The sequence below is a fragment of the Lentzea nigeriaca genome, from assembly GCF_016907955.1.
GTDB classification, from domain to species: domain Bacteria; phylum Actinomycetota; class Actinomycetes; order Mycobacteriales; family Pseudonocardiaceae; genus Lentzea; species Lentzea nigeriaca.
The window spans coordinates 220,878-235,317 of sequence record NZ_JAFBCX010000002.1 but is presented as its reverse complement, the minus strand read 5'-3'; the positions used below and the strand labels follow the sequence as shown (position 1 = coordinate 235,317).

Annotated in this window: 13 protein-coding genes; 3 read left to right on the top strand and 10 right to left on the bottom strand. The window is 70.1% G+C overall.

Going from position 1 to position 14,440, the window contains the following annotated elements; translation table 11 throughout:
• Positions 1 to 108 precede the first annotated feature (108 nt).
• Positions 109 to 726, top strand: coding sequence for a response regulator (locus JOD27_RS07415; RefSeq protein ID WP_307829978.1), 618 nt, complete (start codon positions 109 to 111; stop codon positions 724 to 726).
• Here the strand turns inward: JOD27_RS07415 and JOD27_RS07410 are convergent.
• Genes JOD27_RS07410 through JOD27_RS07395 form a run of 4 tightly spaced genes read right to left on the bottom strand, consistent with a single transcriptional unit; the run spans position 704 to position 7,271 of the window.
• On the bottom strand, positions 704 to 1,807 hold the full coding sequence (locus tag JOD27_RS07410) for a GAF domain-containing sensor histidine kinase (protein ID WP_204761381.1): 1,104 nt from the start codon (positions 1,805 to 1,807) through the stop codon (positions 704 to 706). The genes JOD27_RS07415 and JOD27_RS07410 overlap by 23 nt on opposite strands.
• Before the next feature lie 5 nt (positions 1,808 to 1,812).
• Positions 1,813 to 4,836, bottom strand: a complete 3,024-nt coding sequence (gene cydD / locus JOD27_RS07405; protein ID WP_204761380.1) for a thiol reductant ABC exporter subunit CydD — start codon at positions 4,834 to 4,836, stop codon at positions 1,813 to 1,815.
• A 1-nt stretch (position 4,837) separates the two neighbouring features.
• On the bottom strand, positions 4,838 to 5,806 hold the full coding sequence (gene cydB, locus JOD27_RS07400) for a cytochrome d ubiquinol oxidase subunit II (RefSeq protein ID WP_204761379.1): 969 nt from the start codon (positions 5,804 to 5,806) through the stop codon (positions 4,838 to 4,840).
• A gap of 10 nt (positions 5,807 to 5,816) precedes the next feature.
• A complete protein-coding gene (locus JOD27_RS07395) occupies positions 5,817 to 7,271 on the bottom strand; it encodes a cytochrome ubiquinol oxidase subunit I (protein WP_204761378.1) in 1,455 nt (484 codons plus the stop codon).
• 316 nt (positions 7,272 to 7,587) lie between these two features.
• Here JOD27_RS07395 and JOD27_RS07390 point away from each other — a divergent pair, with 316 nt between their 5' ends.
• Entirely contained in the window at positions 7,588 to 8,178 is a 591-nt protein-coding gene (locus tag JOD27_RS07390) for a TMEM165/GDT1 family protein (protein ID WP_372441673.1), read from the top strand.
• A 1-nt stretch (position 8,179) separates the two neighbouring features.
• Here the strand turns inward: JOD27_RS07390 and JOD27_RS07385 are convergent, their stop codons facing one another.
• Positions 8,180 to 8,629, bottom strand: a complete 450-nt coding sequence (locus JOD27_RS07385) for a MarR family winged helix-turn-helix transcriptional regulator (protein WP_239566648.1) — start codon at positions 8,627 to 8,629, stop codon at positions 8,180 to 8,182.
• Positions 8,630 to 8,693: 64 nt separating this feature from the next.
• Between JOD27_RS07385 and JOD27_RS07380 the strand changes: the two genes are divergently transcribed.
• Positions 8,694 to 9,056, top strand: coding sequence for a cupin domain-containing protein (locus JOD27_RS07380; RefSeq protein ID WP_204761376.1), 363 nt, complete (start codon positions 8,694 to 8,696; stop codon positions 9,054 to 9,056).
• 226 nt (positions 9,057 to 9,282) lie between these two features.
• On the opposite strand, the gene JOD27_RS07375 is transcribed toward JOD27_RS07380, so the two are convergent.
• From JOD27_RS07375 to JOD27_RS07355, 5 genes are read right to left on the bottom strand one after another with little or no spacing between them, the layout of a single operon-like run.
• Positions 9,283 to 9,420, bottom strand: a complete 138-nt coding sequence (locus tag JOD27_RS07375; RefSeq protein WP_204761375.1) for a hypothetical protein — start codon at positions 9,418 to 9,420, stop codon at positions 9,283 to 9,285.
• A gap of 35 nt (positions 9,421 to 9,455) precedes the next feature.
• On the bottom strand, positions 9,456 to 11,582 hold the full coding sequence (locus tag JOD27_RS07370) for a DUF5682 family protein (protein WP_204761374.1): 2,127 nt from the start codon (positions 11,580 to 11,582) through the stop codon (positions 9,456 to 9,458).
• Positions 11,575 to 12,660, bottom strand: coding sequence for an ATP-binding protein (locus JOD27_RS07365; protein WP_204761373.1), 1,086 nt, complete (start codon positions 12,658 to 12,660; stop codon positions 11,575 to 11,577). The genes JOD27_RS07370 and JOD27_RS07365 overlap by 8 nt, the downstream gene beginning before the upstream one ends.
• Positions 12,661 to 12,703: 43 nt before the next feature.
• Positions 12,704 to 14,128, bottom strand: coding sequence for a DUF5691 domain-containing protein (locus JOD27_RS07360; protein ID WP_204761372.1), 1,425 nt, complete (start codon positions 14,126 to 14,128; stop codon positions 12,704 to 12,706).
• A complete protein-coding gene (locus JOD27_RS07355; RefSeq protein WP_204761371.1) occupies positions 14,125 to 14,346 on the bottom strand; it encodes a hypothetical protein in 222 nt (73 codons plus the stop codon). The genes JOD27_RS07360 and JOD27_RS07355 overlap by 4 nt, the downstream gene beginning before the upstream one ends.
• Between the last annotated feature and the right edge of the window lie 94 nt (positions 14,347 to 14,440).

Sequence of the window (14,440 nt, the reverse complement as noted above, 5' to 3'; positions counted from 1 at the left end):
ACTATGCGATCAGCTTCCTCGATCGGTCGTACCGAGCCTTCTGCCATGACAAGAACTGTGCCAATACGAGTCACGCTCAGGAACAGCCATTCGACGTACGGTGGATTCGTGCCAGTGCGAGTTTTGTTGGTTGACGATCACGAAGTTGTGCGCAGAGGACTGCGCGAGATGCTCGACGACGAGACGGACATCTCGGTCATCTCCGAAGCCGGCTCGGTCGACGAGGCGGTAACGCGCGCCCAGAAGACGCAGCCCGATGTGGCCGTCGTGGACGTTCAGCTCCCCGACGGCAGTGGTGTGGACCTCTGCCGATCGTTGCGTGACCTGGGCATCCGCTGTCTCGTGCTGACCGCGTTTGACGACGAGGAAGCGCTGATCGGGGCCATCATGGCCGGTGCGTCCGGCTATCTGCTCAAGCAGGTTCGCGGTCAGGACGTCGTCACGGCCGTGCGCGAGGTCGCGGCTGGACGGTCCCTTCTGGACCCCGCGACGACGGCACGCGTGCTCGAACGGATGCGCAATCCGGCCCCGGTCGGCCTCACCGATCAGGAACAGCGGGTACTGGAGCTCATCGGTGAGGGTCTGACAAACCGCCAAATCGGTGAACGGCTCTTCCTCGCGGAGAAGACCGTGAAGAACTACGTGACGTCCGTACTCGCCAAACTCGGCATGGAACGCAGGACGCAAGCCGCCGCATGGGTGGCTAAACGGGGACGGACCAGGTGAGTGTCGTCCCGTTCGGCGAACTCACGACCCGGAAATCGCCACTCGCGGACTTCGCCCGTTCGGCGAGATGCCGCAATCCGCGCTGAGTGACGCCGGACGGGATGCCACACCCGTTGTCCGCGACGCGCAGCAGCAGATGCTTCTCATCGCGCCGTACGTCGATCTGCACGTTCGTCGCTCCTGAGTGCCGCACGACGTTGGACAACGCCTCGCGCAACGCCGCCCGCGCGTCGTCGGCATGCTTGCGCGGCACGTCCGCCAGATCACCCGCCACGTGCAGGCGCGGCGAAAATCCGAGCAGCTCGCCTGCCGTGCGGACCTCGGCGTTGATCGAGTCGAGCAGGTCGGCCGAGTCGGCGGGGTCGGTGTTGCGCAGCTTGCGGACGGTCGCGCGGACCTCGGCGATCGTCTCGTCGACCAGCTCGACGGCCTCGTCGATCCTGGCGCGCTGGGAGGCGTCGAGCTTCTTGCCCAGACGCCGTTCCAGCAGGCTGAGCTGCACGCCGGCGCCGTAGAGCCGCTGGATGATCACGTCGTGCAGGTCGCGGGCGATGCGTTCGCGCTCCTCGTAGACGGCGACGCGCTGCCGTGCCGTGAAGCCCTCCGCGAGCACGACCGCGAGCCCGGCCTGGGCGGCGAACGCCGTCAGCACGTCCACGGTCTCCTGCGTGAACGGCGGTTTGTCTCTACGGCGATAAACCGCCAGGGCGCCGATCTTGCGGTCCGACGTGCCGAACGGCGCCACCGCGAACGGCCCGTAGCTCCGCAACGCCTGCGGCACGTACGGAGCGGTGCGCGGGTCGCTCGTCACGTCGTCGGCCATCACCGGGACGCCCGTGCGCGCTGCCTTCGCGGCGGCACTGCGCGGGCTCAGCGCGGCGGCGATCGGTTCGCCGCTGGACGCCTCGACGGTGAGCGTGCCGTCGTCGGCCGTGGCGAGCATGGCGAGCCCGAGGTCGGCGTCCGCGATCTCCGCGGCCGCCTCCACCACGAGCCTCAGCACGTTCTCCGGGTCTTCCAGCGCCGCCGACGTGATCTCGGTGGACGCGACGAGCACGCGCCGCGCCAGGGAGGGGTCCATGGTCCTCAACGGTATGCGGGCGTGCCGAGGTCCAGCACCAGGTCCGCCCTCGCCGCCTCGTCCGGGCGGTGGGTGATGTGCAAGATCGTCCGGTGGTCGGCGCGGAGCTCGTCCAACAGCTTCCGCGCGGTCGGTTCGTCGAGGTGGGCGGTGGGCTCGTCGAGCAGCACCACGTCGGCGTCGTGCAGCAACGCCCTGGCCAGCGCAAGCCTTTGCGCCTCGCCGCCCGACACCTGGTCGGGGCGGATCACGGTGTCGAGCCGGTCCACCCACTCCGGCAGGCAGGCCTTGCGCAACGCGTCCTTGAGCTCCTCGTCGGCGTGCGGGCCCGACATGCGCAGGTTCTCCCGGACGGTCGTGCTGACCAGCATCGGCTCCTGCGGGCACCAGGTCGCGCGCGGCAGTTCGGCGATGCCGCGCTCCGGCTGCAGGAATCCCAGCAGCAGCGCGAACAGCGTCGACTTGCCGCTGCCCGACGGTCCGACGATCGCCACGTGCGTCCCCGGCTCGATGTTGAGGTGGAGGTCGCGCAGCGTCGGCTCGGTCGCACCCGGCCAGCGGACGTCGACGTTGTCCAGCCGGATCCGCCTGCCCCGCGGCGCTTCCGGTCGTTCCGGAGCGTCGAACTGCAGCCGCGCGCCGGCCTCCCGCAACGCCTTCCGCTGCTGAGCCGCCAACGGCAGCGCGGCGAGCGGTTCGGCGAGCGCGAGCGGGACCAGGCCCAGCACGGGGTTGCCGGTCGTGGCGCAGATCAAGGCGGCCAGACCGGTCGCGAGCTGCACGATCGCCGTGGCAGCGCCCGTGCCAAACGCTTGCTTGCGCGTCTCCGCGGCGAGTTCGACGTCCTCGGCGTGGAGCTGCTCCAACAGACGGTGGTGGGCGTCGTGCGCGATGAGGTCCGGTGCGGCCGCGAGAGCGTTGATCGTGTCGCGGGCGACCTTCCGGCGGCCGCGAGCGAGCTTCGTGCTGGCCCGGCGCTCGGTCCAGACGGCGACGGCCGGGGCGGCCAGGCCTGCCGCGAGCAGCAGACCTCCCAGGGTCAGGGCCGCGGCCGGGTCGATGAACGCGAACAGGATCGTGGTCGCGATGCCCGCGCCGACGGCCACGACCGGCGGCACGAGGACGCGCGGCACCAGGTCGCGCACGGTGTCGGTGTCCTCGACGAGCCGCTGCAGGCCGTCACGGCGCTGGGTGCGAACGAGCCGCAGCCACAGCTCGGCCCGCAGGTCGGTCGCGAGCTTGAACGCCTCGTGGTGCGTGACCAGGCGTTCGAAGTAGCGCAGCACGCCCTTGCTCAGCGCGAACGTCCGCACACCCACGACCAGCACGGTCAGTGTGAGGATCGGCGGCTGCTCCGAGGCGCGGAAGATCAGGTGCGCGGCCAGTGCGGTCAGCGCGATGCCGGCCAGCGTCGCGAGCACGCCGAGCCCGGCGCCCTTCCACGGGATCGGGAGCCGCTTCGGACGTTCCTGCTGCGTCTCCTCGGTGACGACCTTGGCGATCGTCTCCTCATCGTCCGACGCCTTGTCGCGGTGCGAGGCGAGGACGACGGCGGCCGTGGCGCTTGCTCTCTTGATCGCTTTGTCGACTTTGCGACTTGTCACCGGGTCGAGGTGCGCGGTCGGTTCGTCGAGCAGCAGCACCGTGGCGCCGTGGCGAACCCTCAGCAGGGCGCGCGCGACTGCGACGCGCTGACGTTCACCGGTCGAAAGATCCGTGATCCGGCGGTCGAGCAGATGCTCAGCCACGACCTCACGCGCAACTTCCTCGATGTCGTCGGCTTCAGGAACCGTCAACTCCAACTCAGCGCGTGGGGTGGCAGCGGCGAACGCGGGCTTCTGCGGCACATAGGCGATGTCCCCGGCCACGAACGCCGTGCCGTCCGTCGGCTCCAGAAACCCGAGCAACACCTGGAACGTGGTCGACTTCCCCGCCCCGCTGGCCCCTTCCAGCCGATAGATCTCTCCCGGCCGGACATCAAAGCTGACCCCGTCCGGCGCGAACCCCCCACGCCGCAACACCCTCAAATTGTCGACAAATACCCGGCCACTGAGAGTACGCGGGGAGCTTTCGTACTCTCCTGGCGTACGCGGGGGCCCCGCGTCCCGTCCGGCAACCACTTCGGCTACTCGGCGGACGGCTTCCAGGCCGTCTTCGCTGGCGTGGTGGGCGGCTCCGGCGGCGCGGAGGGGGAGGTAGCACTCCGGGGCGAGGATCAGGACTACCAAGGCGGTCATCAGGGTCAGGTCGCCGTTCACCAGGCGGATGCCGATGCCCACGGCGATCAGCGCGACCGAGAGCGACGCGGCGATCTCCAGGACCAGGGCGCTCAGGAACGCGATCTTGAGCGTGCCCATCGTGGCCTTGCGGTGCTGTTCGCCGATCTGGCGGACGGCGGTGGCCTGTTGCTTGGCGCGACCGAACACCGTCAGGACCGGGAGCGCGCGGAGCAGTTCGAGGAGCTGGGCCGACAGCAGCTCGGTGACGTCGGCGGCCTTCTTGACGCGCTTCTCGGTGTACCAGCCGATCAACGCGGCGAAGACCGGGATCAGCGGCACGGTGATCGCGATCAGGATCGCCGACGGCCAGTCGGTGAAGAGGATCCACGCGCCGACCAGCGGCGGCACGACCACGGCGGTGACCAGCGCGGGAAGGTAGCGGGTGAAGTACGCGTCGAGCGCGTCCAGCCCCTTGGTCGCGAGCACCGACAGCTCGGCCGTGCCGCGTTCGGCGATCCAGCCGGGACCGCGCTCGAACGACTTGGCGAGCAGCTGCGTGCGCAGCTCCTCCTTGGCACCGGCGGCGGCTCGGGCGGCTGCCGACTCCGTGGCCCACGAGAGACCGGCATGGGCGATCACCGCGACGGCGAGGAGAGGCAGCAGACCGGTGTCGCCGGTGATCACACCGGCCAGCGCGACCGCCTGGGCGACCAGCGCGAGGGCGTTGAGGAACGCCAGCGCGCCCACCCCGACGAGGGCGCGCCTGGCGTTCTTCGAGAGCTGGGGAAGTGCCCCCAGCGGGCCTCGCATCTCAGTGCACCGGGATGTGCCGCACGCCGATGCGCTTGCGGAACACCCAGTAGGTCCAACCCTGGTAGACGAGCACCGCGGGCGTGCCGAACGCCGCCACCCACGTCATGACGGTCAGCGTGTACGGGCTCGACGCCGCACCGGCGACGGTGAGCGAATACGCCGGGTCCAAAGTGGACGGCAGGACGTTCGGGTAGAGCGAGGCGAACAGCACGGTGACGGTCGCCGCGACCGCGAGCCCCATGAACGCGAACGCCTGTCCTTCGCGGCCTGCCCAGAGCCGCCACAACGCGAGCCCCGCGAACAGCAGCACCGGCAGCGCCCAGAACCCGGCGACGTAGAGCAGCAACCCCACCAGCGGCAGCAACGCGACCGGCGCCATCGTCAACGCCATCCGCCGCGCCCGCTCGCGGATCTCGCCCTCGGTCTTGAGTGACACGAAGATCGCGCCGTGCACCAGTGCATAGCCCGCGATCGCCAACGCACCGAGCAGCGTCTCCGGCCGGATCGCCGCGAACGGAGAGCCCACCCGGTCACCGGCGGCGTCGATCGGCAGCCCGATCACGGTCGTCGAGATGACCAGGCCGACACCGAGCGCCGCCACCCACGAGCCGACGAAGATGACGACGTCCCAGACCTTGCGCCAGCGTTCCGAGTCCACCTTGCCGCGGTACTCGAACGCGACACCGCGGCCGATCAGCGCGAGCAGGAACAAAGTCAGCGGCAGGTACGCGGCACTGAAGAGCGCCGCATACCAGCCGGGGAACGCCGCGAACGTGGCACCGCCCGCGACGAGGAGCCACACCTCGTTGCCGTCCCACACCGGCCCGATGGTGTTGATCATGACCCGGCGTTCGGTGTTGTCGCGCCCGAGGAAGGGCAGCAGCATGCCGACGCCGAAGTCGAAGCCTTCGAGGAACAGGTAGCCCAGCCACAGCAGGGCGATCACGCAGAACCAGAGCGTTTCCACAGCTTCTCCCCTAGTACGCGAACGCCAGCGCGCCGTCGTCGGTTTTCGCGGGGATGACCCCGGCGACACCACCGCGGACGTACTTGCGGATCAGGTAGACCTCGACGCAGGCCAGCGCCCCGTAGGTCAGCGTCAGCGCGATCAGCGAGGTGAGGATCTCGCCCGGTGCACTGTTCGAGACCGCCTGCGCGGTGAACATCCAGACACCGTCCACACCGGACGGGTTGGGCACCACCACGAACGGCTGCCGCCCCATCTCGGTGAAGATCCAGCCGAAACTGTTGGCGAGGAACGGCGTCGCGATGCCGGCGAGCGCGGTGATCGGGAACCACTTTCCCTTCGGAACGCGGCCACCACGCGTGAGCCACAGCATCACGAGGCCCAGGCCGGCCGAGATCGCCCCGAAGCCGATCATCAACCGGAAGCCCCAGTACGTCACGGGAAGCGCGGGCACGTAGTCGATCGGCTTGCCGCTCAGCTCACCGAGCCGTTCGTCGACCGGGTAGTTCGTGCCGTACTTCTCCTGGTACAGCGGGACGAGGTCCTGGATGCCCTTGACCTCGCTGGTGAAGTCGTTGTTGGCCAGGAAGCTCAGCAGCGCGGGCACCGTGATGCTCTTGACGTTCTCGCAGTCGGGCCTGCGGACGTCACCGATCGCGAAGATCGAGAACGCGGCGGGCTGCTCGGTGTGGCACAGGGCTTCCGCAGCGGCCATCTTCATCGGCTGCTGCTGGAACATCAGCTTGCCCTGCACGTCACCGCTGATCGCGAGCACCGCGAACGCCACGACGCCGAGCCAGGTGCCGAGCTTGAGGGAGCTGCGCCAGACACCCTCCTCGTCCGACTTCTTCCACAGGTGCCAGGCGCCGATACCCACGAGGAACGTGGCGGCGACCGCGAACGCACCCGCGATGGTGTGCGGGAAGGCGGCGAGCGTGGTGTTGTTCGTCAGCACGGCCCAGATCGAAGTGAGGCGAGGACGGCCGTCCTCCAGCACGATGCCGACCGGGTGCTGCATCCACGAGTTGGCGGCGAGGATGAAGTACGCGCTGGCCATCGTGGCGAGCGAGAACGCCCAGGCACACGCGAGGTGGACCTTCTTCGGCAGCTTGTCCCAGCCGAAGATCCACAGGCCGAGGAACGTCGACTCGACGAAGAAGGCGACGAGGCCCTCCATCGCGAGCGGGGCACCGAACACGTCACCCACGAACCGCGAGTAGGCGCTCCAGGCCATGCCGAACTGGAACTCCTGCACGATGCCCGTGACGACACCCATGGCGAAGTTGATCAGGAGGAGCTTCCCCCAGAACTTCGTCATCTTGTAGTAGCGCTCGTTGCCCGTGCGCACCCACGCGGTCTGCATCGCCGCGACGAGCAGCGACAGGCCGATCGTCAGCGGCACCATCAAGAAGTGATAGACGGTGGTGATGCCGAACTGCCACCGCGCGAGTTCGAGTACGTCCACGTCAACGAGCCTATGTGTGGATCATGCCCTCGATCAGGTACGACGGTCCTGTCCGGACTCGGGACCAAGGTCCCGTGCGCGAGGTCACCCCGGACGGGTGACAAGCGTCGGTTACGATGGTTGCGCCAGAGGGGAGTAGTTCCCACCGGAGTTCGCAGCCGGTGGCGTGGTGATCGACATACTGATCCGCCTTCGAGCAGATCCGGTCCCACACCCGTCTTGTACGGGCGAACGAGACCTCCGGCCGGGCTGCAGCACGCCCGGTCGGGGTCTGTTGCGCCTCCGTCCGGGCTCGTTATCGGACGTGGAGGACCTCTTGGCCACCTCATTGCTCGCGTTCATCACCGCGTTCGCGGTGGTGTTCCTCGTCGAGCTCCCCGACAAGACCATGGTCGCGACCCTGGTGCTGACCACGCGCTACCGCGCCTGGCCGGTGTTCGCGGGCGTCGTGGCGGCGTTTGCCGTGCAGAGCGTGGTGGCGGCGGCCTTCGGGTCGGCGCTGACGTTGCTGCCGGACCGCGTGGTGTCCGGTGTGGTCGCGGTGCTCTTCGGTGTGGGCGCGTTCCTGCTGTTGCGCGAGGGGTTCTCGCGTGACGACGACTCCTCGGACGAGGCCGGGGCGCGGTCGGAGGTGCCGTTCTGGCGGGCGGCGCTGACGTCGTTCGGGGTGCTGTTCGCCGCGGAGTGGGGCGACGCGTCGCAGCTCGCCACCGCCGGGATCACTGCTCGGTACGGGGCACCGTTGATGGTCGGGCTCGGAGCCTGGCTCGCCCTGGTCTCCGTCGCCGCCCTGGCCGTCCTGGTGGGACGGAAGCTCGCGGGGCGCCTGCCGACGCACTGGATCCAGCGGGTGGCCGGGGTGATCTTCGCCGTGTTCGCGGTGATCGCGTTGACGCAGGTGTTCTGATTCACCAGGCCGGACGCAGCCCAGGCTGGTCCTCGCCGTGGACGTGCCGCAGGTACGCGGCGAGGCCGGTCTTGACCGCGTCGAGCGTGTCCCGGCCGATCGCCTCTGCCATCTCGTTCTCGAGGTCCGACCACAGGTTGTCCGCGAGCTTCAGGTAGTCGCGGCCCTTCGTCGTCAGCGTGACGTACTGGGCGCGCTTGTCCGTCGGATGCGGTTCGCGCAGGACGTAGCCCCACTCGTCCAGCTCGTTGACGATCTTCGCCGCCGCCTGCTTGGTGACGCCGAGGTGCTGTCCGATGTCGACCGTGGTGGCTCGCTTGGCTTTGAGGAACCGGAAGACGTAGCCGTGCGCGGGCCTCAGGGGTTCCAGGCCGATCTGCCTGAGCCGGTCGTGGAACTGGTCGCCCATGGCGCGGTACGTCATCGCCAGCAGCATCGGCACCGGTTCCATCTGCGCACCCCTACTGGACAACTTGGTTGACCACATTCTATGGTTAGACAACCAAGTTGACTACATGGAGGTTGTCTTGCTGGTTACGGGGGATTCCGTCGAGCCGTTCGAGTTCGGCGGATTCGAGTTCAGGCCCTTCGCATCGCCGTCGCGGGGCAGCACCGAGATCGCGCTGTGGACCGTCGACGTGCCGGAAGGCGGCGATCCGACGCCACACCGCGCTTCGAAGGAGGAGGTCTTCTACGTGCTGTCCGGGACGGTGACGATCCAGGGGCAGACCGCGAATGCCGGTGACGTGATCGTCGTCCAGCCGAACACCGAGCTGTCGCTGACCGGCGGGCCCGCTCGGGTGCTCGTCGCGACCTCGGTGGGGATCATCGGCACACTGGCCGACGGAACCAGCGTCACGCCCCCCTGGGCGGCCTAGTAGAGCGTCGCGGCTTGGTTGTGCTCCGTTGAGTCGGACATGGGGCTGGGTGGTCTGGTGCTCGTCACCGAAAGCCCGGATGGTCGCGCTCATGCACGTCGCTGCCGAGATCGCGGTAGAGAAATGCTGACGCAAACGTTTGCTGATCACCCCAACTGCTGCCAACCGTGCGGTTGGCAGCACCCGTCCGACCGCAAATTCCCCGGCGACATTCCGCGCCACACCACTAGTTGGCGGGCGAGCCCTCTTCCGGGGGCTCTGCCTCGGTGTCCGGGACCTCCTCGCGGAGCTCGCGGGCGATCTGCTTGGCCTCGTCGATGAGGCGCTGCGACTCGTCGATGCGTTCTTCGTCCGGTGCGGTCACGGGCATGGGATCGGCGGATTCGATGACCGCCAAACTCAGGCCAGCAGGCTCCGGACGTGGGCGGCGAGGCGTTCGGCGATCTCGGTGTCCCACTCGTCGTCGGCGGCCGGCGCGGTTGTCTCGCCCGCGATGACGCGTTCGCCGAGCAGGCGCCGCTCGGCGGGCGTGAAGTCGGTGATGGCACGACGGAGCAGGGGCAGGGCGTCGTCGAACGCCTCGCCGCGCAGGCCCGTCAGCCACTCGTCGATGAGGCCGAACAGGCGGGGATCGGCAGCCAGGAGCGTTGCCGAGCCCCGCAGGAAGCCGACCACGAACGCCGTGGCGACCGAGCGGTGCAGACGGGCTGCCACGTCGTCGCTGGTCAGCTCGCCCGCTTCCCACAGCAGGCGGGTGGCCCTGCCCGTCGGGAGGCCGTGAGCCTCTGACTTGACCAGCGCGTGGAGGGCCCGCCACCACGTCTTCTGGTGGTCGTCGTCGGCCGCGAGGCGGGTGGCCTCGTGGGCGCCGTCGATCGTGGCGAGCGCGTGCTCCGCGGTCTCGTCGTCGACGTTGCGGCAAGCCAGCGGGAGGCCCACCGCCCCGCGGGTGAGGAGGCCGTGCAGGGCCACGCGCAGGAGCTCCGGGTCGGTGCCGCGGACCGAGCCGTAGCGGACCGTCCTCGCGAGGTCCGGCAACGCGGCGAGGAGTTCCAGGGCGTCGGTGGCCATGGCCGCGCACCGGTCGAGGGCGTTGCGGGACTCGATCACCGCGGTGGGGAGTTCGCAGCCGACCGCCTTGCTCAGGGTCGTGGCGGCGTCGGCCACCCGCTTGGCGTCCTGGGCGGCCTGGGTGAGGACGTTCTCCGCTGCCGTGTGGACGGTGGTGCCGTGGCGGGCGGCCACCGCCACGGACACCGCGAAGATCGGATCCCAGCGCAGCTGCCATACCTCGGCGAACGTGCCCAGCGAGCTGGAGCGGTCCGGCTTGCCCCACGGGACGCCCAGAACCTCCAGCCGTTGCAGGAGTTTCGAGCGTTCGCGGTCGGTGTCCTTGCGGAGGTCCAGCTTGAGCTGCTTGGGCTGGACGTCCGCGGGGAGGCGGAGTTTTCGTTGCAGGCGCTGGAGGTCTGCGGCGAGCGGGGACCGCGGGACCGCCTCGCCCACCTCGCCGAGGCGCTCGCCGACGACGAGCTTGCGGTGGACGAGCTGGAGCGGGATCTCGTCGCCGCCGCAGAGCACCGCCAGCGCTGCCTCGTTGACCTCGCTGAGGCCGGCGGACGGACGTTCCCGCAGTGCCGCAAGGGTTTCGGCCAGGCGAACTGCCTCGACCGCGCTCGCCGTCGAGGCCGGGAGGTCTTCCTCTCGCAGGACGGCCGCGGCTTTCGCGAACCAGCGCGGGACCACGTCGGCCTGGTGGTGCCAGAGGTGGGCGTACCAGCCGGGCGAGTCGACACCGGCTCCGTAGCCCGACTCCGCCGCCAGCTGGCCGTGGCTCCACGGGACCCAGGTGCCGGAGATCTTGCGGCGGCGCAGGCCCTTGAGGAGCGCGGTGTCGGCGGCGACCGTCGGTTTCGCGAGCAGCGCCGGGACGTGCCACGCGCCGCAGACGACCGCGATCGGGCCGTCGGTTTCCTTGCGCGCCTTGCGGATCGTCTGGCGCATGAACGCTTCTCGGCGCAGCGTTCGTTCGCCCACCTCCGACTCGAACTCGGTGCGCACGGCCACCATTGCTTCGGCGATGGCGCCGGCGAGGTCGATCGGGTCACTCGCGCTGTGCTCGACGACGTCCTCCCACCAGCGTTCCGGGTCGTCGAAGCCGGCGGCCTCGGCGAGCAGGCCGATGGGGTCGACGTTGCCGCTCGGACCGTCGTCGCCGATCGAAGCTGCCGCCGGGAGGTCGAAGAAGCGCGCTGTGACGCCGTTTTCAGCTGCGTGGCGCAGGGCCTGCCATTCCGGGGAGAACTCCGCGAACGGCCAGAAGGCGGCGTTCTCCGGTTCCGCCTCGTCGTGCAGCAGGATCGCCACCGGTGGCGTGAGGGCGTGGACGTGCTCGAGGAGACCGTCGGCCTCCGGCGGCCCCTCGATCAGGACGAGTTCCGGCCGGATCTGCTCGAGCGCTCGCTTGACCATCCGGGCGGAGCCGGGGCCGTGGTGCCGGATGCCGAGCAGAACCGGCTCAGTCACCGCTGACGTCCAGGCAGGCCCGGTAGAGGTCACGCCACTCGGCGCGCTCCTTCAGCACCGTCTCCAGGTACTCCTGCCAGACCGTCGCGTCCGACACGCGGTCCTTGATGATCGACCCGATGAGCCCCGACGCCAGCTCGTCCGCGCCCAGCGTGCCGTCGCCGAAGTGGCCGGCGAGCGCCATTCCGCTGGCGATGACCGAGATCGCCTCCGCCGTGGACAGGCTGCCGCTCGGCTTCTTCAGCTGCGTGCGACCGTCCACAGTGGATCCGTTGCGCAGCTCCCGGAAGATCCGCACGACGCGGCGCACCTCGTCCAGCGCCGGTGGCTCGGCCGGCAGCTGGAGCGCCTTGCCGAGCTGCTGCGCTCGGGTCACGACGATCTCGACCTCGGCGTCCTCGGTCGCGGGCGGCGGCAGCACGACGGTGTTGAAGCGCCGCGCGAGCGCCGACGACATCTGGTTGACGCCGCGGTCGCGGTCGTTGGCCGTGGCGATCACCGTGAAGCCGGGCACCGCCTGGACCTGGGTGTTGAGCTCCGGGACCGGCAGCGACTTCTCGCTCAGGATGGTGATGAACGAGTCCTGCACCTCGGACGGCATACGGGTCAGCTCCTCGACCCGGACGACCGCACCCTGCTGCATCGCCTTGAGGACCGGGCTCGGCACGAGTGCCCGCTCGCTCGGACCTTCGGCGATCAGCCGGGCGTAGTTCCAGCCGTAGCGGACCTGATCCTCGCTCGTGCCCGCCGTGCCCTGCACGACGAGCGTGGAGTCGCCGCTGATGGCCGCGGCGAGATGCTCGGACAGCCACGACTTCGCGGTGCCGGGGACGCCGACGAGCAGCAGCGCGCGGTCGGTCACCAGCGTGCCCACGGCGACTTCGACCAGGCGGCGCGCGCCGACGTACTTCGGCGTGATCACCGTGCCGTCGGCGAGCGTGCCGCCGAGGACGTAGGTGACGACGGCCTGTGGGGACAGGTTCCAGTTGGGCGGCCGCTGACGGTCGTCCTGAGCCGCGATGGCTGCCAGCTCGGCGGCGTACTGCTGTTCGGCCGTCGGCCTGAGCACGGCGGTCACTGGGCCTCCTGGATGCGTTGCCTTGGTTCGAAAGTCTGCCGGGTCACCGAGGGGCGTCGGCAGGTGGGGCGAACGACTCGCGCAACCGGATGCGCAGACGCAGCACCTCCAGCTCCAACGAGTTCTCCGGCCAGCGGCGGGTGAGCCCCTCCCAGTTGGCGCCCAGCAGGTCGGCGTCGCCGCGCGCCAGCAGCACGGCGGGTGGCCGGCCCGACCGCCACCGCGGATCGGGCAGGGCCGCGTACCGGTGCAGGAGGGCGCGAGTGGTCTCCGCCGACCACGGCGCCGGAAGCTGCGCGCACGCGTGGTCGAGGAGGTCGTAATGCCAGTTCACGGACACGGCGACGACCGCCTGCTCGGCCACGCTCGCGGGCAGTGCGGCCAACATCTCGAGCTGTTCCATGCCGGTGAGCGTTTCGGCGGCGGCCACGGCCCACGGCCGCGGATCGGTGGCGGCGGCGAGCTGGTCGGCGACACCTCGCAGGAGGGCACCGGCCCACGGACCGCGGCGGAGAACTCGCGCGGCCCCTCTGTCGTCGGTCTGCAGGCGCGAGGTCCAGTAGCTCGGCGGAACGCTGGCCGCCGCTGCCCGAATGCGGCCGGCCACCCCCTTCTCGGTGCCGTCACGCATGAGGTCGCGCTGCTCGTCGAGGTCGGCCTGGGTGGTCCAGAGCTCGTCGGTCTGGACGTCGAACCCGTCGTCGGTGAGCCACAAACCCCGGCCGAGGCGGTCGGCCGCTCTCGTCGCGAGGGCTGACGCCGGGAGTTTGCGGAGCAGGCGCAGCGCCTCGTCGTGGACGCCGGCGGCCCGGTCGTCCAGCGCTGCTTCGAGAAGCTCCTCGTCGGCGGGGCTCAGCGCCGTTTCCAGTGCGCTGATCAGGACCTGGCGGTCGGCGGAGCGGCGGGAGTTGTCGAACTCCGCGGCGATGAAGGCTCTCGTGGCCTCCGGTTCGGACCTGCGCTTGCGGCGCAGCGCCCGGACCCGTTGGGCGCTGGGGAGGTCGAGGACTTCCTCCAGCGGGATCTCGTCGACCAGTGGCGCGGCACCGGACGCCCACGACCAGCCTTCGCGGGTGCCCGCGAGCCAGCGGCCGCGGGTGCCGAGGACTTCGACGACCGCGGCGCGGAGGCCGGGGCGGGCGGTGCCGAGGGCGAGCAGGGCGGGGAGCATGCGGTGCTCTGCCACCACGTTGTTGGCCTTGGCGAGGGCGCACCACTCGGTGAGCAGGACCTCGTCGTCGACGCTCATGATCGCTTCCAGCACGGCTCGCGCGGCCGGGCGCGGGCGGTTCGCGGGCTCTGGCGGTGCTTGCGGGAGCGGCTCGCCGGTGACCGCCTGCGGGAGAGTCGCGCCGAACGCGGCCACGCCCAGGGCGGCGCAGTCGGCGAGCAGGGCGGTCGGGGAGCCGCCGCCTCTGGTGGTGCCGATGAGGAGGTCCTGGACGGTCTTGGACCACTCGGCCTTCACGCCACCACCTCCTGGGGAGTCCGGGTCGGCGTGGCAGCGCAGATGGGCTCGGTCGGCGCGGACAGCCGGGTGGAGGCGGTGGCGGACTGCGCGGCGACCGAGGTCGCACCGGCGAGGCGTTCGACGCACGGGCCGCCAGGCGCCACGACCGCCGACACCGACACGAACGGCGGTGTGAGGTTCGAGGCGCACGCGGCCACCACGCCTGCTCTGGCCACGCGCGGTGGAAGGGCTGGACGCCGGCGCCGCCGGGTGAGCACCAAGCCCGAGTGCCAGCTGGCGCGCGGGACTACCGTGCGGCATGCGGGTCGC

Coding starts and splice junctions, on each gene's coding strand:
- JOD27_RS07410 (WP_204761381.1), bottom strand. CDS start 1,807: ATGGACCCCTCCCTGGCGCGGCGCGTGCTCGTCGCGTCCACCGAGATC.
- cydD (WP_204761380.1), bottom strand. CDS start 4,836: ATGCGAGGCCCGCTGGGGGCACTTCCCCAGCTCTCGAAGAACGCCAGG.
- JOD27_RS07385 (WP_239566648.1), bottom strand. CDS start 8,629: ATGGAACCGGTGCCGATGCTGCTGGCGATGACGTACCGCGCCATGGGC.
- JOD27_RS07380 (WP_204761376.1), top strand. CDS start 8,694: ATGGAGGTTGTCTTGCTGGTTACGGGGGATTCCGTCGAGCCGTTCGAG.